This is a genomic window from Micromonospora sp. NPDC005324 (assembly GCF_040607155.1).
GTDB lineage: Bacteria > Actinomycetota > Actinomycetes > Mycobacteriales > Micromonosporaceae > Micromonospora > Micromonospora trifolii.
In genome coordinates this window covers 26,137-45,676 of sequence record NZ_JBEXGE010000041.1, presented here as the reverse complement: position 1 = coordinate 45,676, position 19,540 = coordinate 26,137, and the positions used below count along the sequence as shown (strand labels likewise).

General features: G+C 71.4%; 13 protein-coding genes and 1 pseudogene. 12 read left to right on the top strand and 2 right to left on the bottom strand.

Annotation, left to right across the window (positions count from 1 at the left end; all coding sequences use genetic code 11):
- The first annotated feature begins 1 nt into the window (after position 1).
- The 3 genes from ABZS40_RS30540 to ABZS40_RS30530 are packed head-to-tail and all read left to right on the top strand — an operon-like array spanning position 2 to position 3,967.
- Positions 2–463, top strand: coding sequence for a tripartite tricarboxylate transporter TctB family protein (locus ABZS40_RS30540; RefSeq protein ID WP_354947259.1), 462 nt, complete (start codon positions 2–4; stop codon positions 461–463).
- Positions 464–483: 20 nt separating this feature from the next.
- Positions 484–1,989, top strand: a complete 1,506-nt coding sequence (locus ABZS40_RS30535) for a tripartite tricarboxylate transporter permease (RefSeq protein ID WP_354947257.1) — start codon at positions 484–486, stop codon at positions 1,987–1,989.
- Between the two features lie 43 nt (positions 1,990–2,032).
- A complete protein-coding gene (locus ABZS40_RS30530; RefSeq protein WP_354947255.1) occupies positions 2,033–3,967 on the top strand; it encodes a Na+/H+ antiporter NhaA in 1,935 nt (644 codons plus the stop codon).
- Positions 3,968–4,407: 440 nt separating this feature from the next.
- On the opposite strand, the gene ABZS40_RS30525 is transcribed toward ABZS40_RS30530, so the two are convergent.
- On the bottom strand, positions 4,408–5,820 hold the full coding sequence (locus ABZS40_RS30525; RefSeq protein ID WP_354947253.1) for an MFS transporter: 1,413 nt from the start codon (positions 5,818–5,820) through the stop codon (positions 4,408–4,410).
- On the opposite strand from ABZS40_RS30525, the pseudogene ABZS40_RS30520 reads away from it, so the two are divergent.
- From ABZS40_RS30520 to ABZS40_RS30480, 9 genes and pseudogenes are all read left to right on the top strand, one after another.
- Positions 5,762–5,953, top strand: a pseudogene (locus ABZS40_RS30520) (hypothetical protein); the annotation flags it as partial. The gene ABZS40_RS30525 and the pseudogene ABZS40_RS30520 sit on opposite strands and share 59 nt — an antisense overlap.
- Before the next feature lie 102 nt (positions 5,954–6,055).
- Positions 6,056–10,066, top strand: coding sequence for a discoidin domain-containing protein (locus ABZS40_RS30515; protein ID WP_354947306.1), 4,011 nt, complete (start codon positions 6,056–6,058; stop codon positions 10,064–10,066).
- A 125-nt stretch (positions 10,067–10,191) separates the two neighbouring features.
- Positions 10,192–11,379 carry an MFS transporter gene (locus tag ABZS40_RS30510; protein ID WP_354947251.1) on the top strand — a complete coding sequence of 396 codons (1,188 nt, stop codon included), beginning with the start codon at positions 10,192–10,194 and terminating at the stop codon, positions 11,377–11,379.
- A 117-nt stretch (positions 11,380–11,496) separates the two neighbouring features.
- Positions 11,497–13,173 (top strand): ABC transporter substrate-binding protein, encoded by a 1,677-nt coding sequence (locus ABZS40_RS30505; protein ID WP_354947249.1) that lies wholly within the window; start codon positions 11,497–11,499, stop codon positions 13,171–13,173.
- Positions 13,174–13,179: 6 nt separating this feature from the next.
- Positions 13,180–14,136 (top strand): ABC transporter permease, encoded by a 957-nt coding sequence (locus ABZS40_RS30500; RefSeq protein ID WP_354947247.1) that lies wholly within the window; start codon positions 13,180–13,182, stop codon positions 14,134–14,136.
- Complete coding sequence (locus ABZS40_RS30495) at positions 14,133–15,020, top strand: ABC transporter permease (RefSeq protein ID WP_091399349.1); 888 nt, start codon at positions 14,133–14,135, stop codon at positions 15,018–15,020. The genes ABZS40_RS30500 and ABZS40_RS30495 overlap by 4 nt, the downstream gene beginning before the upstream one ends.
- Positions 15,017–16,033 carry an ABC transporter ATP-binding protein gene (locus tag ABZS40_RS30490; protein ID WP_354947245.1) on the top strand — a complete coding sequence of 339 codons (1,017 nt, stop codon included), beginning with the start codon at positions 15,017–15,019 and terminating at the stop codon, positions 16,031–16,033. Before ABZS40_RS30495 ends, ABZS40_RS30490 begins: the two co-directional genes overlap by 4 nt.
- Positions 16,030–17,031, top strand: coding sequence for an oligopeptide/dipeptide ABC transporter ATP-binding protein (locus ABZS40_RS30485; protein ID WP_354947243.1), 1,002 nt, complete (start codon positions 16,030–16,032; stop codon positions 17,029–17,031). Before ABZS40_RS30490 ends, ABZS40_RS30485 begins: the two co-directional genes overlap by 4 nt.
- Entirely contained in the window at positions 17,028–18,818 is a 1,791-nt protein-coding gene (locus ABZS40_RS30480; RefSeq protein WP_354947241.1) for a gamma-glutamyltransferase family protein, read from the top strand. The genes ABZS40_RS30485 and ABZS40_RS30480 overlap by 4 nt, the downstream gene beginning before the upstream one ends.
- Before the next feature lie 23 nt (positions 18,819–18,841).
- On the opposite strand, the gene ABZS40_RS30475 is transcribed toward ABZS40_RS30480, so the two are convergent.
- A complete protein-coding gene (locus tag ABZS40_RS30475) occupies positions 18,842–19,522 on the bottom strand; it encodes a GntR family transcriptional regulator (RefSeq protein WP_354947239.1) in 681 nt (226 codons plus the stop codon).
- Positions 19,523–19,540: the final 18 nt, after the last annotated feature.

Below are 19,540 nucleotides of genomic sequence, written 5' to 3'. Positions count from 1 at the left end.
GGTGGAGCGCCGTCGGTCGTTCCCGGACGTCCTCGCCGGGGGGATCTTCGTCCTGATCGGTGGCGCATTCGTGGTGGGGGCGCTCGGCTACGAGCTGGGCACCCCGACCCGGATGGGCCCGGGCGCCTTCCCGCTGCTGGTCGGCGCGGCAGTGGTCGCCCTGGGCCTGGCGATCGCCGGCAAGGGCCTCGTCGCCGGTGAGGTGGTCTCGTTCGGGCCGATCCCGTGGCGAGCGGTCGCCGTCATCGTGCTCGCGATCGTGTTCTTCGGGTTCACCATCCGGCGACTCGGTTTCGTACCGACGACGGCGGTGACCGCACTGCTCACCACACTGGCCAGCGCCCGCGTAAGGCTGCTCACGGCGGTGGCAGTGGCCTCCGGGCTGACAGTGGCCAGCACGCTCATCTTCGTCGTCGGACTTCAGCTGCGGATCCCGCTGTGGGGCCCCTGGCTGGGGTTCTGACGCGGCAACCGGATTGAGGCATGGAACTCCTCGACAACCTCGCGCTGGGCTTCTCGACGGCCCTGCTGGTCCAGAACGTCCTCTACTGCTTCGTGGGAGTGCTGCTCGGGACCGCCGTCGGCGTGCTGCCCGGCATCGGGCCGACGGCGACTGTGGCGATGCTGCTGCCGATCACGTTCAGCTTCGAGCCGGTCACGGCTCTGATCATGCTGGCCGGCATCTACTACGGGGCACAGTACGGCGGCTCGACGACCGCCATTTTGATCAACCTGCCCGGTGAGTCGTCCGCGGCGGTCACCGCGCTGGACGGGCACGAGATGGCCCGCCAGGGCCGAGCCGGGCCGGCCCTGGCGGCCGCGGCGATCGGGTCCTTCGTCGCGGGTACGGTGGCCACTGTCGTGCTGGCCGCCGCCGCCCCGCCACTGGCCAGCGTCGCGTTGAAGTTCGGCCCGGCCGACTACTTCTCGCTCGTGCTGTTCGGCCTGATCGTGTCGATCGCGCTGGCACGGGGCACCGCCCTCAAGGCACTGGCGATGATCGCACTCGGCGTGCTGCTCGGCACTGTCGGCCAGGACATCTACACCGGAACGCCCCGCTTCGTGTTCGAGCAGCGTGAGCTGTACGGCGGCATCGACTTCGTGTCGGTCGCCGTGGGCCTGTTCGGGGTGGCCGAGATCCTGCGCAACCTGGAGAACGAGCAGACCCGTACGGCGATCGTCAGCAAGGTGACCAACCTCTGGCCGACCCGTGAGGACCGGCGTCGGATCGTCGCCCCGATCCTGCGGGGCACCGGTCTCGGCGCCGCGCTCGGTGTGCTGCCCGGCGGCGGCCACGTGCTGGCCTCGTTCACCTCGTACGCCGTCGAGAAGCGCATCTCGAAGCGGCCGCAGGAGTTCGGGCGGGGCGCGATCGAGGGTGTCGCCGGCCCCGAGTCGGCGAACAACGCCGCAGCGCAGACGTCGTTCATTCCGCTGCTCACCCTGGGCCTGCCCGCCCACCCGGTGATGGCACTGATGATCGGTGCGTTCATCGTGCACGGCATCACCCCGGGCCCGAACGTCATCAACGACGAGCCGGCGCTGTTCTGGGGCCTGATCGCGTCGATGTGGATCGGCAACGTGCTCCTGTTGCTGCTGAACCTGCCGCTCATCGGCCTCTGGGTGCGCATGCTGCGCATCCCGTACCAGGTGCTCTTCCCGATGATCATCCTGTTCGCCGCGATCGGCACCTACTCACTGAACTCCAACGCGTACGACGTCTACGCGATCGCGTTCTTCGGGATCCTGGGCTACATCCTGATCAAGTGCGGGTGCGAGCCGGCGCCCCTGCTGCTCGGCTTCGTCCTCGGCCCGCTGCTGGAGGAGAACCTGCGCCGCGCGCTCATCATTTCCCGCGGCGACCCGTCGGTCTTCCTGACCCGACCGATCTCGGCGGCGCTCCTGGCCCTTGCCGTCATCGCGCTCGTCGTCGCCGTCCTCCCGACGATTCGCCAGCGCCGCGCGGCCGTCTTCACCGAGGAGGAGTAGCAATCCGAACCACGTGACGGTCAGGTCGACGAAGATTGTTCCCGTGACGAGCGACAACGCGCCCCGGGGCTGGACCAGCCGGACCGTCTGGGACAGGCGGTTCAACGCCCCGCTGCGCTCGTTCCTGCGTACCGAGACCGGTGGCGCGCGGGTGGTGCTGATCGCCGCGGTGGCGGCTCTCGTCTGGGCGAACCTCGGCGCTTCGTCGTACGAGTCGGTCTGGAGCACCCCCTTATCAATCCGGCTCGGCGACTGGCAGGTGGCGCACGACGTGCGCACCTGGGTCAACAGCGGCCTGATGACGTTCTTCTTCCTGGTCGCAGGGCTGGAGTTGCGCCGCGAGTTCGACATCGGTGAGCTGCGTGAACGGCGTCGCCTGGCGTTGCCGATGCTGGCCGGGGTCGGCGGCATGCTCGTGCCGGTCGCGATCTACCTCGCCATCAACGCCGGGCACACCACAGCGGCGGGCTGGGGTGCCGTGATGGCCACCGACACGGCGCTCGCGCTCGGCGCGCTTGCTGTCTTCGGGCCACGCTTCTCGGAACGGCTGCGGGGTTTCCTGCTGACCGTCGCCGTCGTCGACGATGTGGTGGCGATCGCGGTGCTGGCCATCGCGTACCCGCACCACCCCTCGCTGACGGCGCTGATCGTCGCGGCGGCGATCTTCGGCGTCGTCCTGCTCGTCCGGGGCTGCGGGGTGCGGTTCGGCCCGATCTACGCGCTGCTCGGGGTGGCGGCCTGGCTCGCCGTCTCGATGTCCGGTGTCGACCCGGTCGCGGTGGGCCTGGTGATGGGGTTGCTGACCTACGCCTACGCTCCCGGCCGAGGCGACCTGGAGCGGGCCAGCGACCAGTTCCGCCTCTTCCGGGAACAGCCCACGCCGCAACTCGCCCGGATGGCCCGGGCCGGGCTCACCTCGGCGCTGTCGCCGAACGAGCGGCTGCAGACGCTCTACCACCCGTTGGCGAGCTACGTGGTGGTGCCGCTCTTCGCACTGGCCAACGCCGGCATCGTGATCGACGGTGACCTGCTGGCCAGGGCCGTGGCCTCCCCGGTCACGCTGGGGGTCGTTGTCGCGTACGTCGTCGGGAAGCCGGCCGGGATCGTGGCCACCGCGTGGTTGGTGACCCGGCTCAGCGGCAACCGGTTCCGGCCACCCGTCGGTTGGGTTGCCGTCGCGGGGGTCGGCGCGATCTCCGGCATCGGGTTCACCGTCGCGCTCCTGATCGCCACCCACGCCCTGAGCGGCCCGGCGCTGGACGAGGCGAAGTTCGGCATCCTCGTGGCGACGCTCGGCGCGTCAGTCGTCACCTGGCTGGTGTTCCGCTCCGTCGGACGGCTCTCGCCGGCGCGGCGGACCCGCGCGCTGCTGGGCGTCACCGAGGGCATCGTCGACCTGATGCTGCCGGTCGACGCCCATCGCGACCACATGCGCGGGTCGCTGGATGCGCCGGTGACGGTGGTGGAGTACGGCGACTTCGAGTGCCCCTACTGCGGGCAGGCCGAGCCGGTGGTCCGGGAGCTGTTGGCGGACTTCGCCAACATCCGGTACGTCTGGCGGCACCTGCCGCTCACCGACGTCCACCCGCATGCCCAACTCGCCGCCGAGGCGGCCGAGGCGGCGGGGGAGCAGGGCGCGTTCTGGGAGATGCACGACCTGCTGCTCGCCCACCAGGACGCTCTCGACCCCGTCCAGGTGCTCGGCTACGCCGAACAGCTCGGCCTGGACCTGGACGGGTTCCGGGAGCACATGGTGAAGCGGATGGGCGTCGACCGGATCGCCGAGGACGTCGACTCCGCCGACCTCAGCGGCGTCACCGGCACCCCGACCTTCTTCATCAACGGCCGGCGACACCACGGCGCGTACGACATCGCCGCGCTCTCGGCGGCGGTGAAGGCGGCGTTCGCGAGCGCGAAACTCCGCCCCGAGTACCACCCTCGGGATCCCGGCCGCCGCGAGGCCGGGCCGGCGAGCTGACCGACGAGCGCCGCGGTCGGTGCCGCTACGACCACGGGTACGGAGGGACGCCTCGCTCACCCCCCGGCGGTCGCGGCGTCGCTGGATCAACGGGGCCCGTCGCCGTGACCTCCGATCCGCCGCGGCGTCGCGGGGTGCGGGAGTGTTGGTCGGCTCCTTTGGAGCTGAATCGTTTGCGACATCACCGACGGGGCGGCGCTGCGGACTGCGGGTTTGTAGCCGGGAGGCGGAAGCGGCAGGCATTCGGTCTGATTCGTTTGCGGCATCAGCTCCAAAGGCAGGGCGCCACAGCCCAGCCCCACACCCCAGCGCCCCACCGCCCCAGCGCTCCACACCCCAGCGCCCCACAGCCCAGGGCCGTGCAGCCCAGGGCCCTGCGAGCCGGGGCCCCGCAGCCAGGGGCCCGGCAGCCCGCGCCGCGGCCCAGGCGCCGCGGGCGGTCAGGTGACCGGGAGGGCGGCCAGCCGGTTGGCGCGGCGGCCCGCGACGGCTACGACGACGGCCAGGGCCAGGGCGATCAGGAAGAAGACGTCCGCGCCGGTGAAAGCCGCGTGGAAGCCCGCCGTCGGGTCGGTGGTGGAGCTGGCCCCTGTGTACGCGATGGTGAGGATCGCGATGCCGAGTGAGCCGCCGAGTTGATGGGCGACGTTGACGAGGCCGGACGCGGCGCCGGCGTCCTGCGGTTCGACTCCGGCGACGCCGCCCTGGGTCATCAGGATGATGGCGATGCCCTGGCCGATTCCGATCACCAGCAGGGGCAGCAGCACGTCCGGGAAGTAGCTGGAGCCGGTCGAGATGCGCGACAGCCACGCAATGCCGACGAGCGCGAGGACGAGGGACGCCACCAGCAGGATGGGACGTTCGAGCCGGTTCTGCAGGGGCCGGATGGCGTACACCATGGCGAAGAACATGCCGGTGATGGGCACGTACGCGAAGCCGGTCTGTAGGGCGCTGAGGTGCAGCACCTCCTGTAGGTACTGGCTGAGGAAGTAGAAGGTGGAGAAGGTGGCGCCGACGATCAGGATCCGCCCGGCGTACGCCCCGGAGCGCTCCAGGCTGCGGAAGAGTCGCAGCGGGGTGATGGGCTGCGGTGCCCGGTGTTCGATCAGCACGAAGGCGCTCAGGAGGACGGCGCCGAGGCCCAACGAGACGACGGTGCCCGGTGCGTTCCAGCCGGCCGCGGCGGCCTGGATGAAGCCGTACACCAGGGCGGTCATGCCGGCGGTGGAGGTCAGTGCCCCGCCGAGGTCGAACGTGCCGGCGCGGCGTTCGGTCTCGGCCAGGAACCGTGGTGCGAGCAGCGCGATGGCGATGCCGATCGGCACGTTGACGAGCATTCCCCAGCGCCAGGAGAGCAGGTCGGTGAAGACGCCGCCGATGACGATGCCGACGCTGCCGCCGGCGCCGATGACCGCGCTGTAGAGGGCGATCACCCTGGCACGGGCCCCCGGTTGGGGGTGGTCGGCGACCAGCAGCGCGAGCGTGGAGGGCACCGCGAGCGCGGCGGCGAGACCCTGCACGACGCGGGCGGTGATCAGCCAGCTGCCGTTCTGGGCGAGGCCAGCGGCGAGGGACGCCGCGGTGAACACTGTGATCCCGGCGAGGAAGACGCGGCGGCGGCCGAGCAGGTCGCCGGCTCGGGCGCCGAGCAGGAGCAGGCCGCCGAACGCCAGGACGTAGGCGTTCTGCACCCAGGAGAGCCCGGACTGGGAGAAGCCGAACTGCCGCTGCACGTGCGGCAGCGCGGTCGTGATGACAGAGGTGTCCAGCGTCATCATCAGCTGCGAGCCGAGGATGAGCGCCAGGGCGATCCCGCGACGGGAAGCGGGAGTCGGAGTCGTGACGGCCCTCACCCACCTGCGCGTGGCCCGTCCGCACCGGGCCGACGCCGCCCGCAACTACGACGCGATCCTGGCGGCGGCCCGGGCCGCCTTCGCCGAGCAGGGCGCGGAGGCTCCGCTGGAGGAGATCGCCCGCCGGGCCGGGACCCTTGACTCTCGGGAAACATCGAGCCACCATCTGACAACGTTGTCACAGACCTCCGTCATCTGACAACGTTGTCATGTCTGGAGGCAAGATGTCCGAGCCATCGCCGGTCTCACGGCGTACCTTCCTCTCCGCCGGTGCGACGCTGCTGGCGTCGGTCGGGGTGACCGCGGCCCTCCCGGACGCCTTCGCGTCCGCCGCCGTCCCGGCGCCGACCGCCACCGACCTCGCCCGGTACCGCCCGGTGGCGGTCTCCTCGACCGACTACGCGCCGACGCCGGCCACCTTCGCCGTGGATGGCCTGCCGCGGGTCGGCGTCCGGGGAGTGGATGGCGCGCCGCCAACGGCGATCCACAGTGGATCTCGGTGGACCTCCAGGCGCTGTGCCGGATCGAGGCCGTCTCCCTGGTCTTCGAGGCCACGCTCACCGACGGGCCGTTCGATGGCAACTACACCGACACCGACGGTGACGAGATCCTCTCCAGCGCCGCGACGGCGTACCGGATCGAGGTCTCCACCGACGGCCGTGCCTGGCGGTCGGTGTACGAGACCAGGGAGGGCCAGGGCGGCTCGCAGACCATCAAGCTGCCCGAGCCGGTCACCGCCCGGTGGATCCGGATGACCGCCACGAAGCGCTCGAACAGCAAACCGGTCGGCCTCAACGGCTTCCAGGTCTACGGCGTACCGCTGGAAGGCCGGCCGAAGGCCGAGGGCTGGACCAGTTGGGAGGGTGGCAACACCGGCCCGGCCCCCGAGCTGAGGGTCGCCGCCGACGGCACGGTGCCACTGGAGTCGGGCTGGTCGTTGACGATGGACGACTTCGCCGGCACCGTCGACGGCGCCGAGCTCTCCCGCGCCGGCGTCGACGTCCGGTCCTGGCTGCCGGCGACGGTGCCCGGCACCGTGCTGGGCACCCTGGTCGAGCAGGGTCACCTGCCCGACCCGGTGGCCGGCTTCAACAACATGCGCATCCCGGAGGCGCTGTCGCGGCACACCTGGTGGTACCGGCGCGCGCTGCGGCTGCCGCGCGACCTGGACACCTCGGCCGGCCGACGGATCTGGCTGGAGTTCGACGGGATCAACCACGAGGCGACCGCCTGGGTCAACGGTGTGCAGGTCGGCAGCGTCAAGCACCCGTTCGCGCGGGCGGCCTTCGACATCACCGACGCGTTGGCCGGTCACCGTGGCGAGCACGTCCTCGCCGTCCGGGTCGCCCCGATGCCGCACCCGGGCACCCCCGGCGACAAGGGCCCCGACGGTCGTACCTTCCTTCAGTCGGCCCACCACTACCTGGACGCGCCGACCTACCTGGCGGTGTCCGGGTGGGACTGGATGCCGGCCGTCCGCGACCGGGTCACCGGCCTCTGGGACCACGTGCGCCTGCGCAGCACCGGCGCGGTGGTCATCGGCGACCCGCACGTGCAGACCACGCTGCCCGACCTGCCCGGCACCGACACCGCCGAGGTCACCATCCGGGTGCCGGTCCGCAACGCGGCGGCCAGCGCCACCACTGTCACCGTCCGCGCGGAGTTCGACAAGGTACGCGTCGAGTCCACGGTGACCGTCCCCGCCGGCGGGAGCACCACAGTCACGTTCACGCCGGAGCGTTTCCGCGCGCTGCGGCTGCGCAACCCCCGGCTCTGGTGGCCCAACGGCTACGGCGACCCCCACCTGTACGACCTCACGCTCACCGCCACCGTCAAGCGCGCGGTCAGCGACCAGCGTGCGCTCCACTTCGGTGTCCGCGAGTTCGCCTACGACTGGCACCAGCCGATCGTCATTTCGCCGCCCGGCAGGCCCGCGCTGGAGTTCGTCGACGGCGCGGCGACCCAGACTGTCACGTTCGACCGGCAGCACGCCCGGCACGTGCGCATCCAGGCCGGCCAGCGCGCCACCGGGTGGGGCATCTCGATGTTCTCGCTGTCGGTGGCCGACGGCGCCGGCCCGGACCTCGCCCTGCGCCGCGACGCCACCGCGTCGTCCTCGGAGAACGAGGGCAACGGTCCCGGCAAGGCCGTCGACGGCGACGCGGCGACCCGCTGGGCCTCGCAGGCCGAGGACAACCAGTGGATCCAGGTCGACCTCGGCGCGGCGGTCGACTTCGACCGCGTCACCCTCGTGTGGGAGCAGGCGTACGCGCTGGACTACCGCGTGCAGGTCTCCGCCGACGGGGACACCTGGAACGACGTGACGTCGGTCAGCAACGACACCCCGCTGGGCAGCCGCGCCACCCAGGTCGAGACGTTCGCCAGCCAGACCGCGCAGCACCTGCGCATCCAGACCGGTGCGCGGGTGACCTCGTGGGGCGTGTCCATGTGGGCCCTCTCGGTGCAGCGGCAGGCCGAGCCGGACGTCGACCTGGCCCTGCGCCGGACCGCCACCGCGTCGTCGTCCGACAGCGACTCGAACGGCCCGGACCGGGCCGTCGACGGCAACCCCCGGACCCGCTGGTCGTCGACGTTCGAGGACAACCAGTGGATCCAGGTCGACCTCGGCGCTCCGGTCAGCTTCGACCAGGTCACCATCGTCTGGGAGCAGGCGTACGCCCGTGACTTCGTCATCCAGGTCTCGGACGACGGGCAGCGGTGGACCGACGTGAAGTCGGCCAGCAACGCCGTCACCCAACTCACGATCAGCGTGAACGGTGTGCCGGTGTTCGCCCGGGGCGGCAACTGGGGCTGGGACGAACTGCTGCGTCGGGTGCTGCCCGACCGGCTGGCCGACACGGTCGAGATGCACCGCGACATGAACTTCACGATGATCCGCAACTGGCTCGGCAGCAGCAACCGCGAGGAGCTGTACCGGGCCTGCGACGAGCAGGGCATCCTGGTGTGGAACGACTTCTGGCAGGCGGGCGCGTTCCTGCCCAACCCGCCCGGCTACGTCGACATCGCCGCCGACACGATCCGGCGGTTCCGCCACCACCCGAGCATCGTGGTGTGGTGTGGCGCGAACGAGGGTGACCCGCCGCCGATCGTTGACGCCGGGCTCAAGCAGGCCGCGGCCACCGAGCACCCGGAGATCCTCTACATCCCCAACTCGGCCGGCGGCATCGTCAGCGGCCACGGCCCGTACCACTGGGTGGAGCCGGCGACGTACAACAACAGGAACACCTACGACACTGACGCGTTCGGTTTCCACACCGAGATCGGCATGCCGGTGGTGTCGGTGGTCGAGAGCATGCGCAACCTCGTCGGTGACGCGCCGGAGTGGCCGATCGGCGAGGTGTGGAACTACCACGACTGGTCGACGATCGGTAACCAGCGCGTCGGCACGTACCAGGCGGCGATCGACGCGCGGCTCGGTGAGTCCGACTCACTCGACGAGTTCGCCACCCGGGCGCAGTTCGTCAACTACGAGAGCCACCGCGCCATGTTCGAGGCGTGGAACGCCAACCTGTGGCAGGACGCCACCGGTCTGCTGCTGTGGATGTCGCACCCGGCGTGGCACAGCACCGTCTGGCAGACCTACGACTACGACCTCGACGTGAACGGTGCCTACTACGGCGCCCGCAAGGGGTGCGAACCGGTGCACGTCCAGGCCGACCCGGGCACCTGGCAGGTCCGGGTGGTCAACCACACCGCGGCCCCGCTCAGCGGGGTCACCGTGCGCGCCCGACGCTACGACCTGAGCGGCCGGTCGCTGGGTTCGCCCCAGCGGCAGCGGGTGGACGTGGCCCGCTCGGCCACCACGGCGGTCTTCACGCTCGCCGCGCCGGACGGCGGCGGGCTGCACCTGGTGCGACTGGAGCTACGGGACAGCCGCGACCGTCTGCTCGCGGAGAACACCTACTGGCGCTACGACAAGGCCGAGCAGGTGCGGGCGCTCAACGACGTGCCGAGCACCCGCCTGTCGACGTCGTCGAGCACGGTGCGCGCCGTGGACGGGCGCAACACCGTCACCACGACGGTCCGCAACCAGGGCCGTACGGTCGCTGCCTTGGTCCGGCTCGCCGTGCGCGACCAGCGCGGTGAGCGGGTCCTGCCGGCCCGCTACGACGACAACTACTTCTGGCTCCTGCCGGGGGAGAGCCGCGAGGTGCGGATCTCCTGGCCGGCCCGGTCGGGCCTCGCCCGCCAGGTCACGGTGACCGCGCAGGCGTACAACTCCTAGGAGTACGCGGTGGGAAGCGGCGTTATGCGGCTCCGCTTCCCACCGTGCCCCCGCGCTGCCACCTGATGCGGGCCTTTAGGTTCGTTACCGCACCTCGGCCCGGGACCGACATCCATGCTGAACGGGTGACACGGTCCGGTTCCACGTCCGGCGCGGTACGGGTCGCGTTCGCCTTCTGGATCACGCTCGTGGGCACCACGGTGCCGACCCCCCTGTACCCGCTCTACGAGCTGGAGTTCGGCTTCTCGTCGTTGACAGTGACAGTGGTCGACGCGCTGTACGCGCTGGGAGTCGTGGTCGGGCTGCTGGTCTTCGGTCGGCTCTCCGACCAGATCGGCCGACGCCCGGTCATCCTCATCGCGCTGCTGCTCTCGGTCGCCGCCGACGCCGTGTTCCTGGCCGCCGTGGACCTGGCGATGATCATCGTGGGTCGGATCCTCGCCGGGCTGTCCGCCGCACTGATCATCGGCACGGCGACCGCGGCGTTGGCGGAGCTGATCGACCCTCGGCACCCGAAGCGTGCCGCCACCGTGTCGATCTTCGCGAACCTGGGTGGCCTGGCCACCGGCACCCTGCTGTCCGGGATCGTGTCGGACGTGGCGCCCGAACCGCTCCGGCTGCCCTGGGTGATCGTGCTGATCCTGGCGGTGATAGCGATCATCGCGCTGCGCGGGGTGCCGGAGACGGTCCGGGAACGCTCACCGGTGACAGTGCGGGTGCAGAGGTTGCACGTGCCGGCGACCATTCGCGGCGCCTTCGTCCGTTCGGCGCTCACCGCCGGCGCGGGCTTCGCCGCCCTCGGGGTGCTCACGTCGGTGAGCGGGCTGTTCCTCGGCACGGTCCTGCACGAGACCTCACACACAGTGGCCGCGCTGGTGGTCTTCGTGGCGTTCACCGGCGCGGCGTTCGGTCAGCTGCTGACCCGCGTGCTGTCCTCGCGTGCCGCGCTGGCCAGCGCCTGCGCCGGCCTGGTCGTGGGGGCGGGCCTGCTCGCGTTCAGCATGTGGATGGCGTCGCTGGCGACGCTCATCATCAGCGCGGCGATCATCGGTGTCGCGTCCGGGGTGGCGGTCGGCGACGGCATCGCGACGATCACGATGAGGACCGAGCCGCAGCACCGGGCCGAGGCGGTGTCGACCTTCTTCGCCATCCTGTTCGCCATGCTCGGTGTGCCGGCGGTCGCTGTCGGTCTGCTGATCCAGACGATCGGTCTGCGCCCGGCCGGCGAGGTCTTCAGCGCGGTGGTGGCGGTGCTCGCGCTGGTCGTCCTGCTCAACCTGGTTCGGGGCGGCCGGACGCGGCCCGCGAGCTGATCGGCGGCCGGGCCCGTTCCGGGCATCAGGAGTGCCTGGCGAGCCATTCACTGAGGTCTTGCGGCGGTCATCGTATACAACATACGCTCCCCGAATCGCCCACTTGAGGAGCTCTCCATGACGAACCTCTCCGTCCGCGACACGACCCTGCCCCGCCGCCGGGTGCTCCGGGCCGCAGTGGCGGCGGCCGCCGTCGTCTGCACTGTCGCCGCCTGCTCACCGGTGTCGGACAACGACGGCGGCGACCCGTCCGGTGGCAACCAGTCGGCAGGCCAGGATTCCTTCGGTACGCCCGCAGACCCCGCCGCCGTGAAGCAGGGAGGCAAGCTGGTCATCGCCCTCTCCGCCGAGCCCGACGCGCTGGACCCGACGCTGTCGAGAAGCCTCTACTCCCGCTACGTCTTCCAGGCCATGTGCCAGAAGCTCTACGACGTCAACGAGCAGGCGCAGGTCGTACCGCAGCTCGCGACGGCCCTGCCCACCACGAGCGGCGACGGCCGGACGGTGACCATCCCATTGCGACCCGGCGTGCGCTTCGCGGACGGCACGGCGTTCGACTCGGCCGCGGTGAAGGCCACCCTGCAACGCCACCTCACCAACGCCCGCTCGGCGCGTAAGAGCGAACTCGGCCCCATCGACGGCGTCGACACCCCGGACGCGCAGACAGTCGTCCTGCGGCTGAAGCAGCCGTTCGCACCGCTGCTCGGCGCCCTCGCCGACCGGGCCGGAATGATCATGAGTGCGCAGGCGCTGCGGGCCACGGGCGACGACTTCGCCTCGGCGCCGGTCTGCGTCGGCCCCTTCAAGTTCGCGAAGCGGGTGCCGCAGAACTCCATCGAGGTGGTGCGGGACCCGAACTTCTACGACGCGAGCAAGGTGCACCTGGACGGCATCTCGTGGCGGATCCTGACCGACGCGAGCATCCGCGCGGCCAACCTGCGCTCCGGCGATGTGCAGGTCGCCGACTCGGTCTCCACCCAGGACGTCGCCTCGCTCCGGCAGGACGCGGCGGTCTCCGTGCTCCAGTCGCAGTCCCTCGGCTACCAGGGCCTGACCATCAACATCGGCAACGTCGACGGCGTCGGCACCACCGCAAAGCCCATCAACCGCCCCCTCGCCCAGAACGCCAAGGTGCGGCAGGCCTTCGAGCACGCCATCGACCGCAAGGCCCTGGTCGACGCAGTCTTCAACGGTGAGCACGCCGTGGCCTGTTCTCCGATCTCACCGGCGAGCACGTTCTCGTCCCCCGAGGCGCAGACCTGCCCGGCGCACGACCCCGCCAAGGCCAAGCAGTTGCTGGCCGAGGCCGGCGTGCAGACGCCGTACACGGTGACGATGCTCGCCTCGAACAGCCCCGACACTCTGCGCCTCGCGCAGGCGTTGCAGTCCATGGTCAAGGACGGCGGCTTCGACCTGAAGATCAACCCGGTGGAGTACTCGTCACTCCTCGACGAGCAGGACCGCGGCAACTTCGAGCTGCTGCAACTGGGCTGGAGCGGACGGATCGACCCGGACGCCAACATCACGAACTTCGTCGGCACCGGCGCCAGCCAGAACGTCGCCGGCTACAGCAACCCGCAGCTCGACACGCTGCTGACCCAGGCCCGCCAGGCCGGCGACGTCGAGGAGCGCAGGAAGCTGTACGGGCAGGCGGTCACGCTCCTCCAGCAGGACGACGCTTTGATCTACCTCTACCGGCAGCGCAACCTGACCGCCGTCAGCAAGCAGATCCAGGGCCTTCAGGTCTACCCGGACGGCGTGATCCGGGCGGCCTTCGCCGGCTTCGGCAAGTAGGCCGTCGTGGCCCGATACCTGCTCACCCGCGCCTGGCAGTCGGCGCTGACCCTGCTGTTGTCGACGATCGTGGTCTTCGTCGGCGTACGGGCGCTCCCCGGCGACCCGGCCCTCGCCCTGGCCGGGGAGGACCGGTCGCCGGAGGCCCTGGAGGCCATCCGCCGGCACTACGGGCTGGACCAGCCGCTGCCCGTGCAGTTCGCCCAGTACGTGGAGCGCATGGCGCAGGGTGACTTCGGGGTGTCGATCCGCACCGGCACACCGGTCTCGTCGATGCTCACGACAGCCCTGCCGGTGACCGTCGAGCTGTCCGTCCTGGCGATCCTCATCGCGTCGGCGCTCGGCGTCGGCGCCGGGGTGCTCGCGGCGGTCCGTCGTGGACGTCCGGCGGAGTGGCTCGCCAACGGACTGGCCCTGATCGGCCTGTCGGTGCCTCACTTCTGGTTGGGGCTGCTGGCGATCCTCTACCTGTCCGTGGCGACCGGGCTCTTCCCCGCCTCCGGCTTCGTGCCGATCCTGGAGGACCCCGTGGACAACCTGCACCACATCGTCCTGCCGGCCGTGATCCTCGGCACCGGCCTCGCCGCCATCATCATGCGGCAGACCCGGTCGGCGATGCTGGACTCGCTCTCCTCCGACTACGTACGCACGGCGAAGGCGAAGGGCCTGCGACCGCGCGCCGTCATCACCCGGCACGCCCTGCGCAACAGCCTCATCGTGGTGGTGACCGTCGTGGGTCTCCAACTCGGCGGGCTGATCTCGGGCGCTGTCGTCACCGAACAGATCTTCGGGCTGCCGGGCTTCGGAAAGATGACCATCGACGCGGTGTTCCAACGGGACTACCCGGTGATCCAGGCCGTCGTCCTGCTCACCGCGGCGGCCTACATCGTGATCAACTTCTTCTTGGACCTGCTCTACTCGGTCATCGATCCACGCATCCGGGTGACGGGAGATCCGGCATGACCGTCCTCACCGTACCGATGGCGGAGACCGGCACCGCCAGCATCACCCGGCGTACCCGGGTGCTGCGGCGGCTGCGGCGCAACCCGCTCGCCGTGGTGAGCTTCGTCGTGCTCGCGCTGGCCGGCGTCATCGCGCTGCTCTCACCCTGGCTCGCGCCGTACTCGGTCGACCAGACCGACTTCGCCCGTACGTTCGCGCCTCCCGGCACCGCCGGGCACCTGCTGGGCACCGACGACCTCGGCCGCGACGTCCTCTCCCGCATCATGCTCGGTGCGCGGGCGTCGTTGCAGGTGGGGCTCCTGGCGGTGGCCACGTCGCTGGTCATCGGGGTGCCCCTCGGGCTGGCCGCCGGCTACTTCCGGGCCTGGGACGCGGTGATCTCGCGCTTCACCGACCTGCTGCTGGCGTTTCCGTTCCTGATCATGGCGGTGGGGTTGGCGGCCATCCGGGGCGCCAGCCTCGGCAACGCCGCTGTGGCCATCGGCATCGCCCAGATCCCCGGGGTGATCAGGGTCGTCCGCTCGGACACGCTGCGCCTCAAGTCGCTGGACTTCGTCGCGGCGGCCGTCGTGGACGGCGCGAGCGACCTGTGGGTGCTGGCCCGGCACATCCTGCCGAACGCGACCTCGGTGATCCTGGTGCAGGCCACTGTCGCCATCCCGGCCGCGATCCTCGGCGAGGCGGTGCTGTCCTTCCTCGGCCTCGGCATCCAGCCCCCGGCGCCCAGTCTCGGCACCATGCTGGCCACCGCCCAGCAGTTCGCCGCCCGGGCACCGTGGGCCGCCGTCTTCCCGGGCGTCGTGATCATGGGTCTGGCGCTGGCGTTCAACGTCTTCGGTGACGCCCTGCGCGACGCCCTCGACCCGAAGGGAGACCGGCGATGACCACCGCCTCCGCGCCGGTGCTGGAGATCCGCGACCTGTCGGTGTCGTTCCCGACCGAGACCGGCACCGTCTCCGCTGTCGACGGGGTCAGCCTGGACCTCGCAGCCGGGGAGATCGTCGGGATGGTGGGCGAGTCGGGGTGCGGAAAGAGCGTCACCGCGATGAGCATCGCCGGGCTGCTCCCGGGCAGCGCCCGGGTCACCGGTTCGGTGCGCCTGGACGGCACCCAGCTGGTCGGGGCCCGTGAGTCGGCCCTGCGTCGGGTCCGTGGCCGGGAGATCGCCTACATCTTCCAGGAGCCGATGACGTCGTTGAACCCGGTGCTCACCGTCGGGCGGCAGATCGGGGAGGTGCTCCAGGTCCACGAGCGGATGTCCCGACGGGCGGCGCGGGCGCGCGCCGTCGAGCTGTTGACGCTCGTCGGAATCCCGTCCGCGGCCCAGCGGGTCGACGGCTATCCGCACCAGCTCTCCGGCGGCATGCGCCAGCGCGTGATGATCGCGATGGCCGTGGCCTGCGGCCCGAAGGTGCTGGTGGCCGACGAGCCGACCACAGCGCTGGACGTCACCGTCCAGGCCGGCATCCTCCAGGTGCTGCGGGACCTGCGCGACCGGCTCGGCACCAGCGTCCTCATCATCACCCACGACCTCGGCGTGATCGCCGACATCGCCGACCGTGTCGTCGTCATGTACGCGGGCCGGGTGGTGGAACGGGCGCCGGTGGACGACCTGTTCGCCCACCCCCGGCACCGGTACACGGCCGGGCTGCTGTCGGCGTCACCGCAGCCTGGCCGGCACGCCGGCACGGACCGGTTGACCGAGATCCCCGGGCTGGTGCCCGTCCTGGCCAGCCAACCCGACGCCTGCACCTTCGCGGACCGCTGCCCGGCCGCCGACGAGCAGTGCCGGGCGGCCGCCCCGCCGCTGGAGGGCATCGGTGGCACCGACCATGTCGCTGCCTGTTGGCACCCCTGCACAACGGCACCGACGGCAGCTCAGGAGGCGAACCGATGACGCCGCAGCCGAACGCCCTGGAGATCGCGGACCTGGTGATGCACTTCGGCCCGGTGCGGGCCGTGGACGGGGTGTCCCTGACCATCCCGCGCGGCCGGGTCACGGCCCTGGTGGGGGAGAGCGGTTCCGGAAAGTCGACGGTGGGCCGATGCGTGGTGCGGCTCGTCGAACCGACAGCGGGAACGGTCCGGATCGCGGGCACCGACGTCACCCACCTGTCCCGACGCCGACTGCGCCCTCATCGCGGCGCGGTGTCGATCGTCTTCCAGGACCCGGCCGCGTCACTGGACCCACGCATGCTGGTGGGCGAGATCGTGGCCGAGCCGCTGCGGCTGGCCGGCAAGCGGATCTCCCGGCGTGACCGGGACGCCCGCGTCGCCCCCCAACTCGAACGGGTGGGCCTGCGCGCCGAGGTGGCCCGTCGCTATCCCCACGAGTTGTCCGGCGGGCAACGCCAACGGGTCAGCATCGCGCGGGCCCTGATCTCCGAGCCCATGCTGCTCATCGCTGACGAGCCCACCAGCGCGCTCGACGTGTCAGTGCAGGCGTCGGTGCTCAACCTCCTCGCCGACCTGCAACGCGACATCGGGTTCGCCTGCCTGTTCATCACCCACGACCTCTCCGCTGTCGAGTACCTGGCCGACGACATCGCGGTCATGTACCTGGGTCAACTCGTCGAGACCGGTAGCCGCGAGCGGATCTTCGCCCGGCCCGCCCACCCGTACACGCAGGCTCTGCTCTCCGCCGCGCCGGTGGCCGACCCCGTGCGTCAGCGCCACAGTCAGCCGGTGCTGCTCGGCGACGACCTGCCGTCCGCGCTCGACCCGCCGTCCGGTTGCCGGTTCCGGACCCGGTGCCCGCTCGCCTTCGACAGGTGCGCGACGGAGGTGCCGGCGCAGACCGCGATCGGCGACGGCATGGCCGCGTGCCACCTGGTCCGGCCGGACGGCACCGGTCCCGACGTTCGTACCGCAGATCCCAGTGAGGTGTTGTCATGACGTTCACCACCCGACCCACGTTGCAGGGCACCTTCGGCATGGTGTCCTCCACCCACTGGCTCGCCAGCCAGGCGGCGATGGGCGTCCTGGAACGTGGGGGCAACGCCTTCGACGCCGCTGTCACCGCGGGGTTCGTGCTGCACGTCGTCGAGCCGCACCTGAACGGGCCGGGCGGCGAGGTGCCGGCCATCGTGGCCACCGCCCGGGACCCCCGACCCAAGGTGCTGTGCGGGCAGGGGCCGGCCCCGGCCGGCGCCACCATCGCGCACTTCCGGTCCCTCGGCATGGACCTCATCCCGGGCGCCGGGCCGCTCGCGGCGGCCGTACCCGGCGCTGTGGACGCCTGGCTCCTGCTGCTGCGCGAGCACGGCACGCTCACCCTCGCCGAGGTGCTGGAGCCGGCGATCGGCTACGCCGGCGCCGGGCACCCACTGGTGGGCCGGGTCGGTGACACAGTGGCGGCCGTCCGTTCCTTGTTCGAGGAACACTGGCCCACCTCCGCCGCGCTCTGGCTGCGCGGCGGCCGGCCACCGGCCGCGGGAGAGTTGGTCACCAACCCGGCGTACGCGGACACCCTGCGCCGGCTCGTCGAGGCGGGACGGGCGGCCGGCGTCGACCGGGAGGCCCAGATCGAGGCCGCCCGCCGGGCCTGGAGCACGGGTTTCGTCGCCGAGGCGATCGACGCGTTCAGCCGACGACCGTTCCAGGACTCCAGCGGACGCCCGCACGCCGGGCTGGTCACCGGCGACGACCTGGCCGGGTACTCGGCGAGCTGGGAGCAGCCCGCCACCCTCGACTGGCACGGCTACTCGGTGGCGAAGACCGGTTTCTGGGGTCAGGGCCCGGTGCTGCTGGAGTCACTGGCCACACTGGACGCGCTCGACGACCCGGGCGCGTACGACCCGGGGACCGCTGCGGGCGTGCACGCCCAGGTCGAGGCGCTCAAGCTCGCCTTCGCCGACCGGGAGGCCTGGTACGGCGACGGTGTGGACGTGCCCGCCAAGGCGCTGCTCTCCCCGCAGTACGCGCGGGAGCGGGCCGCCCTGATCGGCGATCGCGCGTCGGCGGAGTTGCGGCCGGGGCGTCCGGATGGCGCGCAGCCGCGCCTTCCGGCCCACGTTCGACAGGGTGCCGGGCGGCGTGCCAGGCCGACGGATGCCACCACGGGGGAGCCGACAGTGCAGTCGGACGGGGTGACCCGGGGCGACACCTGTCACGTGGACGTGGTCGACCGCTGGGGCAACATGATCTCCGCTACGCCCAGTGGTGGCTGGTTGCAGAGTTCCCCGACGATTCCGGAGCTGGGCTTCCCGCTGGGCAGCAGGTTGCAGATGTTCTGGCTGGAGGAGGGGCTCGCCTCGTCGCTGGCGCCGGGCCGCCGCCCGCGGACGACGTTGAGCCCGACGATGGTGCACCGCGACGGCGAGCCGGTGCTGGCCTGCGGCACTCCCGGTGGCGACCAGCAGGACCAGTGGCAGCTGCCGTTCCTGCTGCGGCACCTCGTCGGTGGTCAGAGCCTCCAGGAGGCCATCGACGCGCCGGCGTGGCACACGGTCAGCCTGCCGGGGTCCTTCTATCCCCGCGACATGGAGCCCGGTGTCCTGGTGGTGGAGGACCGGCTCGACGAGGGCGTGCTGGCGGCCCTGCGGGCGTACGGGCACGAGGTGCGGGTCACCGACGGGTGGAGCCTCGGTCGGCTCTGCGCGGTGACCCGTGACCCGGCGACGGGCGTGCTGGCCGCCGGTGCGAACCCCCGGGGAATGCAGGGCTACGCGTGCGGCCGGTAGCGGGTGCCGTGGCCGCGGTCCCGTCAGCGGGCGCCGTAGCCGCCCTCGGCGTTCTCGTACGCCGCGGCGGATGCCGCGTCGAGGTGGTCGAGCGCGGCCCGTTCGGCGCGGTCACCGTCGCCTGACTCGATGGCGTCGACGAGTTGGATGTGCTCGGCCCACGAGTGTGGCGCGCGTTCGGCCGCCCCGAGCCGGAAGACCCACTGGACATGGAGGTAGAGCGACTTGGCGATCGACGACAGCCAGGGGTTTCCGCTGATCTGGAGGATGCGCAGGTGCAGCGTGCTGTTCAGTTCGGCGACCCGGGCCAGGTCGTGGCGCTGCGTCGCCTCGCGGCCCTGGTCGAGCAGGTCGCGCAGGGACGCCACGTCGGCTGCGGTGGCCCGCTCGGCGGCCAGCCGGGCGGCAAGCGTCTCCAGGCGCCCGCGCACGGCGAACATGTCGGTGATGGTCCCGCTGCTCGGTGAGGCGACGACAGCTCCCCGGCGGGGGAGGATCACGACGAACCCCTCCGCCTCGGCGACGCGCAGCGCCTCTCGGACGGGGTTGCGGGAGACGCCGAAGTCCTCGGCGAGCCGGTCCTCGGTCAACCGTTCCCCGGGAAGGTAGTCGCCGTCGATGATGGCGGTCCGCAGCGCGGCGAGGACCTGATCGCGGAGCGGCAGGTGTTGCGCGCCGAGCTTGTCCCGTAGGTCTTCAGCCACCTGGTCGCCTCTCCGTGA

What these genes read in the sequence shown, in the direction of transcription:
- ABZS40_RS30490 (WP_354947245.1), top strand. Translation starts at nt 15,017, where the DNA reads ATGACCACCGCCTCCGCGCCGGTGCTGGAGATCCGCGACCTGTCGGTG.
- ABZS40_RS30505 (WP_354947249.1), top strand. Translation starts at nt 11,497, where the DNA reads ATGACGAACCTCTCCGTCCGCGACACGACCCTGCCCCGCCGCCGGGTG.
- ABZS40_RS30495 (WP_091399349.1), top strand. Translation starts at nt 14,133, where the DNA reads ATGACCGTCCTCACCGTACCGATGGCGGAGACCGGCACCGCCAGCATC.
- ABZS40_RS30485 (WP_354947243.1), top strand. Translation starts at nt 16,030, where the DNA reads ATGACGCCGCAGCCGAACGCCCTGGAGATCGCGGACCTGGTGATGCAC.
- ABZS40_RS30535 (WP_354947257.1), top strand. Translation starts at nt 484, where the DNA reads ATGGAACTCCTCGACAACCTCGCGCTGGGCTTCTCGACGGCCCTGCTG.
- ABZS40_RS30480 (WP_354947241.1), top strand. Translation starts at nt 17,028, where the DNA reads ATGACGTTCACCACCCGACCCACGTTGCAGGGCACCTTCGGCATGGTG.